Genomic DNA, 9989 nt, shown 5'->3' on the forward strand with positions numbered 1-9989 from the left:
TTCAGCCGTCCTGGACGGAAATCTTTCGAAGAAAATCCGCAGACGGCGCCGAGCCGTAGTGCAGCACCCGAATATTTCCGGCCTCCGCCTTATCCGCGATGTTGCCGACGATGCCGAGATCCTGGTTGGTACGAACGACATAGACCCACAAATACGCCTTTGCCCTGGCGCCGGGCTTGGGCAAGCAAATGCCGCCTTTGTTTACGGAAGACTGAAGCCCCCAAAGCACGCACTTATCCGCGCATTCGTAGAAGACGTAATCCTCGTTCTCGAACGCGGCGACGTAATGCCCCGCTTTGAGCGTTTGGTTGATGTGATCGCCAAGCACGTTCTTTGCGTCCGTATCCACCGCGTCCTGCGCAAGATCAAAGTGGCTGGCCTTGCCAACCGGATGGAACTTCGCCGGGCTGGTACTCATGCAGCCTGCCAGGCTTGCCACACCGAAGATGGCGAAGCAGAGCGCCTTCCCTGTTGCCTTTTTCATGCGTTCCCCCTGGTGCGTCACTTGATGCAGTACTAGAGCGCCTCGATCATCGCCAGCACCTTGTGATACTGCTCCAGCTGATCCGGCGCTTCGAGCATGCGCGCCAGCGTCGCCGTGATCGCCGCCTGCTTGAGGATGGCCATGTTCGCTTCCTGCGACACCTTCTGAAACTCGCGCAACGTGTCGGCCACGGTGTCCATCAATTCCCGTGCCGCGTGGGACCACGGGCCGGTGTGGTCGAACGGGATCACGTTATTCGGCACGCTCGCGGCATCGGCCTGCGCCAAGGCATCCGCGGAATCCATGACCGCCGCCGCCGGCGACACCGTGTAAGGCGGCTCGCTTTCCAGCGCGGGCTTCGCACCGTCCGCTTCCACCATCGTGTACAGCTGCATCACGCCCTGCGTGGTGGCCGCTTGCGCCAGGATGTAGCTCTGCTGCTGGCTGGACACGGCATTCATCGCCGCATTGCCCATCGCCTGGGCGGCGACCTGATAGAGATTGCGCAGCGCGATGTCCGCGGCGTTGTCATGCGCGTGCACGTTGGACTGCGTCACGGCATCGGTGACTTGAGGGTTGACGGTCGACATGAAGAACTCCCTTCTTGGGTGAGGTCGCCTGAAGGCGCTCCATCGATGGGGCCCCGCAGGCCGGGTATCCGCGCGTGGGCACGGTTTCCATGCGTACTACCGGCGTAGCTTCGTCCAAATTCAGCCACCGTAGACAGTGCCATTTCGGGCCGCACGGCCTAGCCGTCTGCCGCATGTTCTTGCGCCGCCAAAAGACAGGTTCCGCCGGACCCGAAAAGCGTGGACCATGCGCCCCACGCGCTCTTAGATAGCCGCCCGCCAACCCTCAATTGCCAGGGAGAACACTCATGCAGACACGCATCCAGGGCACGGTCATGCCCGTACTGGAAGTCCGGCTCGATCCCAACGAAAGCATCTTCGCGGAGAGCGGCGAGCTTTCCTGGATGACCTCGTCCATCCAGATGAGCACGCACACGCAGATGGGCGGCGGTGGCGGTCTGTTCGGCGCGCTCAAGCGCGTGATCGGCGGCGGCACCTTGTTCATGACCGAATATCGCGCCGCCGGCGCCACCGGCGAAGTGGCGTTCGCCACCAAGGTGCCGGGTCACATCGTGCCGGTGTCGCTCGGCACGGGTAACGAGTACATGGTGCATCGGCACGGCTTTCTCTGCGCCACGCCGCAGGTGTCGATCAGCGTGGGCTTTCAGCAGTCGCTGGGCGCAGGCATCTTCGGCGGCAGCGGCTTCATGCTGCAGAGGCTCGGCGGCACGGGCACGGCATGGCTGGAGCTTTCCGGCGAACTGATCCGCAAGGACCTCGCCCCGGGCGAGAACCTGCGCGTTCACCCGGGACACGTCGGTGCGTTCCAGGGCTCGGTAAACTTCCAGATCGTCACCGTGCCCGGCATCAAGAACGCACTCTTCGGCGGCGACGGCATTTTCCTCGCCTCCCTCACCGGCCCCGGCACGGTGTGGCTGCAAACCCTGCCCATCGCACGCCTCGCCCACCAGATAGCGGAATACCTGCCGAGCAGAGAAGGCGGCGCCGGACGCGCGGCCGGTGGCGGCGCGCTGCTGGGCGGCATCGTGGGGTCGTTGTTGAGCAGTGACGATCGGTGATTCGCGAGGCTCTCTAGTCCGCCCTAGGAGCCGTGAGCCGAATAGAGGCACACGCTATCGGACCACATCGCCTGATGGCACCGCATAACGCTGCCGGGCCTCGCTGCTCATTTACATCAGCCGCTCAGAAACGGTCCGCAGCGGCCAGATAACGCCACTGCCCCGGCTGCAACCGCGCCATCGAAATGCGCCCGACGCGCAGGCGCTTCATCGACAGCACCGTCAGGCCGACCGCGCCGCACATCCGCTCGATCGTCTCCGGCGCGATGCGCTTCAGGGCGAAGCGCAGGTGCGTTTCGTTCTGCCAGCTCACCTTGATCGGCGGCAGCGCGTAGTGGTCGAAGGTCAGCCCGTGGTTGAGCAGGGCGAGGCCGTTGGGCGCCAGCTTGCCGGCCACTTCCACCACGAACTCCTGCTCGATGCGTTCGGCGTCCTCTTCCAGGCGGCGCTTCACGCGCCAGTTCTGGGTGAACACCAGCAGGCCGCTGGCCTTGTCCGGCAGGGACAGCGGCGCTTCCAGCCGTGCGAAGTGGCGCTTGAGCATGCGCACGCCGGAAGCGTCGTCGGCCGCATGGCTCGACGGGCCGATCAGTGCGCGAGCTTCGTCGACGGTCGCGCCAGCGGGCTTGTGCAACACCATCGTGGCCGGTTCGGGCGGTTCGAGCTGGGCGTGCGGATCGATTTCGATGTGCTGGTCCAGCACCTTGAACTGCGGTTCCTCGACGACCACGCCGTCCACGCGCACCCAGCCGCCTTCGATATACATCTCTGCCTCGCGCCGCGAGCACTGGGTCAGGGCGGCGACGCGTTTGGCCAGGCGTACGGGTTCGGTCATCGGCGGGGCCAGGAAGTCATGGGCGCCAATTATAGGCATCGCCATCCCGGCGCCGCGCGCGGCTCAGCCGTTCAAGTAGCTCCACACCTTGGAGATGACCACCGAACCTTCGCCCACCGCCGACGCCACGCGCTTGACCGACCCGGCCCGCACGTCGCCGACCGCGAAGATCCCCGGCTGCGAGGTGGCATAGGGCGAGTCTGCGCCGGCCGCCTCGCCGGTCTCCACGAAGCCCTTCTCGTCCAGCTTGACCAGACCCGACAGCCAGGCGGTGTTGGGCTCCGCGCCGACCATGATGAAGAGCGCGCACGCCGGCAGTACATAGTCCGCACCGCTCTGGCGGTTGTGGATGGTGAGCCCGTCGAGACGCTCGCCGCCATGCAGCAGCCGCACTTCCGAGCAGTACTCGATGGTGATCTTCGGATCGGCTTCCAGCCGGCTCGACAGATAGCTGGACATGGACGACGCCAGTGACGTGCCGCGCACCAGCAGGCGAACATGATGCGCCGCGCGGCTCAGGAACATGGCGGCCTGGCCGGCGGAGTTGCCGCCGCCGATGATGACCGCTTCGCCGTCCTTGCAGTGGCGCGCTTCGTTCTCCGTGGCGGCGTAGTAGACGCCGGCGCCTTCGAACTCCGCCAGGCGATCGATCGGCAGCCGCTTATATTGCACGCCTGTCGCCACCACGATGGCGCCGGCGAGCATGCGCTGGCCGTTGTCGAAGGTGGCGCAGAACTTGCCGTCGGGACGTCGCTCCACGCTCGCCACGCGCCGCGGCATGATGAAGCGCGTACCGAATTTCATCGCCTGCACTTCGCCGCGCCACACCAGGTCGGCGCCGGAGATGCCGGTGGGGAAGCCCATGTAATTTTCGATGCGGCTGGACGTGCCGGCCTGTCCGCCGATCGCGAGATCTTCCACCACCATCGCGCTCAAGCCTTCGGCGCCTGCATAGACGCCAGCCGCCACGCCGGCCGGGCCGCCGCCCACGATCAGCACGTCGATGGTCTCTTCGTCGGCCAGATCGAAGTTGAGGCCGAACCAACGCGCCACCTGGTCAGGCGTCGGCGCGCTCAATACATGGTCGCGGCCGAAGATGACCACCGGCTGGTCCACGGCGGCCGCACAGCTCGTGGCGACCTGCCGCGCCTCGGCACTGCCGATCGCCAGCGACTTGTAGGGGATGCGGTTGCGGCTGGCGAACTCGCCGATCCGCTGGAGGCTCCGGTCGACGTCCTCGCCGATCAGCACCAGCGTGCCGTCGCGGGCATCGAGCTGGCGGCGGCGCCGCGCCGAGAAGACCGTGATGATGATGTCCGACATCTCCGGTATCTCGGACATCAGGCGCAGCATTGCGGGGCGCGGCACTTCGAGCACGCGCGTGTCCTTCACGGCGCGCATCGGCAAAGACCACGCACCGCCATTGAGGAATGCGATCTCGCCCATGAACTGGGTCGGCCCCAGCGTCGACGGCAACAGGCGCTCGCCCGTGAAGGCGTTGACCACCTCGATCTCCCCTTCGTCGACGTAGACGAAGCGATCGATCGGATCGCCCGGCCGCACCAGGAAGGTACCCGCCGCATAGCGCACCTCCGTTCCTACCGCCCGCATGGCCGCCACGTGGGCGCTGTCCAGCGGCACACGTTGCATCTCCCTCAGGTCACGCCCGATCGTTTCCACCTCGACTCCCCGTAATTGGCCTGGCTGCTCGGAACGAGGGCCATGGCGGCCCACGTGAACGCGGATGGTCTCGCCGATGAGGCTGTCATGGCAAGGAAAAGCAGGGGCGCAGCGATCTCCCCGCGCAAGCGATATCACCCATGGCAAACGGCAACTCGAAAGTGCGCTGGATCACGTTGCCGCACACGGGCATCGAAAGCCCGTCGGGAACACCTGGAGAACGCACGCTTTTCACAGGTCATCTACGGTTCCAAACCTAGGTTCACCCCCGACAGAGTGACGACGTCGAACAAGGAGCACCTCGACTCTCCTCCATGCGCCGATGCCGGCGGCAGAGCCTCCCGTTTCTGAGCGCCCCCTCCTTGATAGGAGCGGGGATGGTTGTCTTGTACCCAAGCAAGGAGTGCGGCAATGTCTTCGAATGAAGCAAAGATCAATCTGACGCTGGCTTTCGTGCTCAACAACGCCACCACCGATGACGGTGGTCATCCCATGCAGAACCCGGATCCGTCAGCGGTGCAGGCGAACATCGTCAAGCGGGTCAAACAATCGACGTATGCGAACGACTTCACGCTGGTGTGGGGCCCTGCCATGTTCCTCGATCCAGGAACGACTTCCACATCCGCGGGTTATTCCGCCAACGTCACGGCCATCTTCAAAGGTCCGTCGGGCGATTTTCGCGTGGTGACCAGCGGCACCAATGGCAAGTCCGACTACGACGTCAACGAAGAAGACAACGACATCGGCCAGACCGCCGTGAACGCTCTCATCCCGGCGGCACCGTCGGACGCATCCATCTCCAAGGGCGCCATGGCTGGGGTGAATCACATTCTCGACAGCGTCCCCACCAACGGCGGTACGTTGCTGAGCTACCTGCAGAACCAGGTCGGTTCGGGTGGCACGGTCACCGTCGTCGGACACAGCCTCGGTGGCGCCCTGGCATCGGTGCTGGCCCTTTATCTGAAGACTCAGCTGACGTCGGCCACGTTGAATGGCTTCACCTTTGCCGGGCCGACCGCGGGCAATCAGCAGTTCGCCGATTACTTCGACAAAACCCTCGCCGATTCCTTCACCCGGTACTTCAATACGAAGGACACCGTACCGGCCGCCTGGAGCGCCAGCACGATAAAGGGCGTCCGCAAGATCTACGAGCCCGATATCGATACTCCGAAGAAGATCAAAGACGACATCAACAACGCCATGCTGCTTCTGGATATCCTGAACTATCAGCAGCCCAGCACAGGGACGCAGCAGCTCAACGGGTCGGTCAACGACAAGATCATCCAGCACGACGACAACGACTTCAAACGACAGGCCGCATATCAGCACGTCGGCGCGTATCTGGATCTGCTGACGATGCAGGCTGGCGATGTCTGGTTGCCGCCGGCTTCGTGATACGAACACGGCAATGACGAATCCGACGAGGATGGGAGGTAGCTGCAGGGTAATGGCTACCTCCTCTCCGCCCTGTCTCGACCACTCAGCTTGGACTTCTATTTCGCTGCGCCGGAGAGCTTGGTCAGAAGGGCGTACGCGATGGCGGTAAACACAAGAGAATTGAGCGGAATCAGGACAGTTAGCGTGTTTCCGGAGGCATGGATACCCGGACTCAACCCATCAAGCAGTTCCATCAGCGAAAAAATGGGAAAGGCCAGCACTTGGTTCCACACGCGGTCCAAGGTGGTTACGCAGCCACCCCCGGTTCCGCAACCAATGAGGTGCGCAACGCTCATCAGCGTCAAAGCCAGATGGGCGACAAAGCAGCCAGCGCATAGCGCCACCTTTACCATAGCGCCATCACCCGCTAAGCGCGCCGAAGCTCGCAAATAGCTTCTTCTATATATCTCCGAGCGTCCTCGGCCATGATTGGGTCAGGATCCGCTTGCGTGAGCAGCAATAATTTCTCGAGGACGCCTAAATCCGGCCTCCTTCTCAGCCACCAATGAAAAGCTCCGTTCCGATCGTGCTCGCTCGCCGCCTCATCACCAGGCTTGTAGAGAGCCAACTGGCCAAGAAAAAGCTCGTCAGGATAGAGCCCCCATTCTTGCCACTGAGGGGGAAACTTCATCAAGACAAGAAAATCTGATTTATTCATCCTTGCCCACCGGGATGTTGTGCTTTTACCCGAAGCTATCCATCGAACACCTCCGTGCGAGGATTGTCCCCGCTTTTAGGTGTCCGTTAAATCAGGGGTAGTCCAACCCGACCCCGTTCCTCGTTCGAGACCTCTTGCGGTCAAGGTCCAGAGAGATGTTTGTCCAAAACAAGTTCCACCGCCTCGGCGCCATACAGCAGATTCGGAAGATAGCGAATATTCTCTTTCGCAGGCTCCTCGCGTGCTAAGTCGTTGGGATCATCATCGGCGTACCTCACCTCCCAGCGACGGCCGGTAAATGGTTCCTCTCGGACGAATAGCGGCACGGGCCATTCTTCGCGACTCCAACGAGACAGTTTGCCTAGGATGGGCCATTTCCCTTTGATCAAGAAGAGGTCGCCAAATCTAGCGATCATCACAGCGCTTTGAGGGGTAAGAGATAAGGAGTCTACGTCGGGCAGACTGCCCCATTTACCCCAAAAGTATCCAAGTAAAACTCCGAAAACGGGGTCAGGTTGGCTTTCGAGCCCCATGGAAGTGAACCCGACCCCGTTCTTCAGCACCATGGAAGTGAACCCGACCCCGTTCTTCAGCATGAAGCTCTCTAGGTTAGTGCTCGGACTTCGGGCGAAGTCTGAGAACGGCCTTTAGTAGTAACCAGATGATGGTTACCGCAAGTATCGAATTCAGAAAGAACAGAAAGAACTGCAAGCCGGATACCGTTCCATCGGGCGTCGACCACATCCACGAGACCAGACTGAGCGGCAAGCCCAGAATACTCGTTAGAACTTTTGTGGCCGGTGGAGCGCAATTAGGATGTATGCCGCAATCCAGATATGTGTTCATGACCATGAACCCCATCAGGATGTGGATCACTGATCCGATGAGGATAAAAGGGATGGCTTTTAGCTTCTTCATCGCGCTGACGATTCCGAAAACGGGTCAGATTGACTTTCGAGCCCCATGGAAGTGAACCCGACCCCGTTCCTCCCATTTATGGCTAGAGCCCCATAGAAGTGAACCCGACCCCATTCCTCGGATCGGGCACCATATGCCTTTGCCCACCACTGTACCCGGCAAATGGACACGGCCCCAGCCATGCTCTTTGCTGCTCTAAATCTGGATCCGGCTGCGGCCAACGCATCCGCCCGCCCCCCCTTTGTCACCGACCACCTTGAACAGCGCCAACCAACTACGTCCGCAGAAATCTTTGCATCGAGCGATTTCCATGGGACGGGGAATGCGATCTGCGCGCCAGCGGCCTCAACGGGTAGTGAACCCGACCCCGTTCCTCGTAGCTCGGCATTTTACATTTCTAGGCTGTTTTTGCAGTCCTGATCTTCTTATCCAGGAACTCAATTCCTTTCAAAAGAACCTCTCGCACCGCTTCTATGTCGTGCCTCGATAGTTGAGCTTTTTGAACATCAACCAATGGTGCGACCTCGCTTTGTGAAAATAGACGCAAGTAAACGTCCCTATGCGATTCAAAGAACATTCGATCTTCACCGCCAAACGTGTGATAGAGATCAGTCAGCAAGTTCCACAAATTGAGAGCATAGTCATCCTCGACAACAAGTCCTCCGTCCAGTCTTTCGGCGATCGAATCCAGATCGAAGAAGCTCTCACGCTTCATTTGGGAATCAGGGAATATTTTCATCACCTCTCGCGCCAGCCCATCCTTGCCGCCACACGAAAGAACTAAATGTCCCTTATTCGTCAAAAAAAATTCATCACCGTCTTCTGGTGAAACCCAGCCAAGCCAAATGGCCTCACCCTTTAACGAAATTTCGACAGGAAATACCTCCATCACCCCTCCCTTAAATCATATCTGGCTCACGTTTCGGTGGATCGAATAGTTGATGGAGAATGTCAGATATAGACGGCTTGGGTGTCTTCTCGAAGCTCGTCTTACCCCATTTGCGGCCGAAAACGGGGTCAGGTTGGCTTTCGAGCCCCATGGAAGTGAACCCGACCCCGTTCTTCGGGTCAGGATCCGATTGCGTGAGCAGCAACAATTTCTCGAGGACGCCTAAATCCGGCCTCCTTCTCAGCCACCAATGAAAAGCTCCGTTCCGATCGTGCTCGCTCGTCGCGTCATCACCAGGCTTGTAGAGAGCCAACTGGCCAAGAAAAAGCTCGTCAGGATAGAGCCCCCATTCTTGCCACTGAAGGGGAAACTTCATCAAGACAAGAAAATCTGATTTATTCATCCTTGCCCACCGGGATGTTGTGCTTTCACCCGAAGCTATCCATCGAACACCTCCGTGCGAGGATTGTCCCCGCTTTTAAGTGTCCGAGAAATCAGGGGTAGTCCAAACCCGACCCCGTTCCTCGCTTACCTCTTACATCCCCCAACGAGACCGAAGCTCGTCTAGATGTTTTGTGGCCTCGGGCGAGGGATGTTTCTGGTAATAGGTCAGGACACCTTTCCTTGCCCCGACATCTCCCGTATCACCCAATCGTTCAAGCCACGAAACGCCTTTTGCTTCGTCACCAACGTACAGCATGTAGTAATCAGCCAACCTATTGATGGCCTTGACATCACCATGTGATGCGAGATCCACGACGGCTGGAAGCTCAGCCTTATCGATAGCAAAAACTTGTCCCGGCCTGGGCGCCTGGGCGTCCTGGGTTGCATGCGCTGTGCAGCCTATGAGAGCAAACGTTCCAGTAACGAGAACGGTAGCTAAGCGCGAACGCCCATTTGCCTTTTGCTTTTTCATGGGTGCCGAAAGTGAACCTGGACTACCCCAGATCGACTTTCGAGCCCCATGGAAGTGAACCCGACCCCGTTCCTCGTTCCAGCATTTAGTGGGTCGCCACTAACGTAGGCATAGAAGTCTCGATTCTTGCGTCACGGCACTTTTCTGATCAACCGCATAAATTTCTGTTTATCAATTAAGAACTTCTTGCTCCCAAGCCTCACCACACCATTTCGATCAATGAAGTAGATGACGTTACCTGAAAAGGTAACCTTGGCCCTAACGTCACGATTCTCGTAATACTCGGAGTCAGGCCTTCTGGAGAGCAAGCCCAGGAAAGCCTCCCTGTTAATCGCATAGCGACAGATGCCCGGGTTATCTAGCTCGCTCTCAGTTCGACCAACAGCGAAGTCGATGCGAAAATCGATAAGGCATACAGGCGCCTCCTTGCTAGCCATTGGGTCATCGTCACGCCCAGCGATCACCGAAAAAGACATGATGACAAGAATGAAAAACACAACTCTGCGAAGGATCCTATTCATGGC

13 protein-coding genes are annotated in these 9989 nt (G+C 59.8%); 2 read left to right on the forward strand and 11 right to left on the reverse strand.

Features of this window, described 5'->3' with window-relative positions; genetic code table 11:
* Position 1 precedes the first annotated feature (1 nt).
* A complete protein-coding gene (locus ACNR9O_RS19825) occupies positions 2–484 on the reverse strand; it encodes a hypothetical protein (protein ID WP_473685579.1) in 483 nt (160 codons plus the stop codon).
* A gap of 32 nt (positions 485–516) precedes the next feature.
* The gene (locus ACNR9O_RS19830; protein WP_473685577.1) at positions 517–1074 is read right to left on the reverse strand and encodes a RebB family R body protein; all 558 of its coding nucleotides are present in this window, start codon (positions 1072–1074) and stop codon (positions 517–519) included.
* 287 nt (positions 1075–1361) lie between these two features.
* Between ACNR9O_RS19830 and ACNR9O_RS19835 the strand changes: the two genes are divergently transcribed.
* Positions 1362–2132 (forward strand): TIGR00266 family protein, encoded by a 771-nt coding sequence (locus ACNR9O_RS19835; protein WP_473685575.1) that lies wholly within the window; start codon positions 1362–1364, stop codon positions 2130–2132.
* 124 nt (positions 2133–2256) lie between these two features.
* Here ACNR9O_RS19835 and ACNR9O_RS19840 read toward each other — a convergent pair whose 3' ends face one another.
* Both ACNR9O_RS19840 and ACNR9O_RS19845 read right to left on the reverse strand, forming a co-directional pair.
* Entirely contained in the window at positions 2257–2967 is a 711-nt protein-coding gene (locus tag ACNR9O_RS19840; protein ID WP_473685573.1) for an rRNA pseudouridine synthase, read from the reverse strand.
* 63 nt (positions 2968–3030) lie between these two features.
* On the reverse strand, positions 3031–4617 hold the full coding sequence (locus ACNR9O_RS19845; RefSeq protein ID WP_473685571.1) for an FAD-dependent oxidoreductase: 1587 nt from the start codon (positions 4615–4617) through the stop codon (positions 3031–3033).
* A gap of 441 nt (positions 4618–5058) precedes the next feature.
* On the opposite strand from ACNR9O_RS19845, the gene ACNR9O_RS19850 reads away from it, so the two are divergent.
* The gene (locus ACNR9O_RS19850; RefSeq protein WP_473685569.1) at positions 5059–6042 is read left to right on the forward strand and encodes a lipase family protein; all 984 of its coding nucleotides are present in this window, start codon (positions 5059–5061) and stop codon (positions 6040–6042) included.
* Between the two features lie 98 nt (positions 6043–6140).
* Here ACNR9O_RS19850 and ACNR9O_RS19855 read toward each other — a convergent pair whose 3' ends face one another.
* From ACNR9O_RS19855 to ACNR9O_RS19885, 7 genes are all read right to left on the reverse strand, one after another.
* Positions 6141–6437: a hypothetical protein gene (locus tag ACNR9O_RS19855; RefSeq protein WP_473685567.1), complete on the reverse strand. Its 297-nt coding sequence runs from the start codon at positions 6435–6437 to the stop codon at positions 6141–6143.
* 14 nt (positions 6438–6451) lie between these two features.
* Complete coding sequence (locus tag ACNR9O_RS19860; RefSeq protein WP_473685565.1) at positions 6452–6742, reverse strand: hypothetical protein; 291 nt, start codon at positions 6740–6742, stop codon at positions 6452–6454.
* A gap of 140 nt (positions 6743–6882) precedes the next feature.
* Positions 6883–7338 carry a hypothetical protein gene (locus ACNR9O_RS19865; protein ID WP_473685563.1) on the reverse strand — a complete coding sequence of 152 codons (456 nt, stop codon included), beginning with the start codon at positions 7336–7338 and terminating at the stop codon, positions 6883–6885.
* 719 nt (positions 7339–8057) lie between these two features.
* Positions 8058–8549: a hypothetical protein gene (locus ACNR9O_RS19870; RefSeq protein ID WP_473685561.1), complete on the reverse strand. Its 492-nt coding sequence runs from the start codon at positions 8547–8549 to the stop codon at positions 8058–8060.
* Between the two features lie 10 nt (positions 8550–8559).
* A complete protein-coding gene (locus ACNR9O_RS19875) occupies positions 8560–8952 on the reverse strand; it encodes a hypothetical protein (protein ID WP_473685559.1) in 393 nt (130 codons plus the stop codon).
* Between the two features lie 132 nt (positions 8953–9084).
* Complete coding sequence (locus tag ACNR9O_RS19880; protein ID WP_473685557.1) at positions 9085–9465, reverse strand: hypothetical protein; 381 nt, start codon at positions 9463–9465, stop codon at positions 9085–9087.
* A 131-nt stretch (positions 9466–9596) separates the two neighbouring features.
* Entirely contained in the window at positions 9597–9986 is a 390-nt protein-coding gene (locus ACNR9O_RS19885; protein ID WP_473685555.1) for a hypothetical protein, read from the reverse strand.
* Positions 9987–9989 lie beyond the last annotated feature (3 nt).

Source organism: Dyella sp. CR10, from assembly GCF_055814425.1.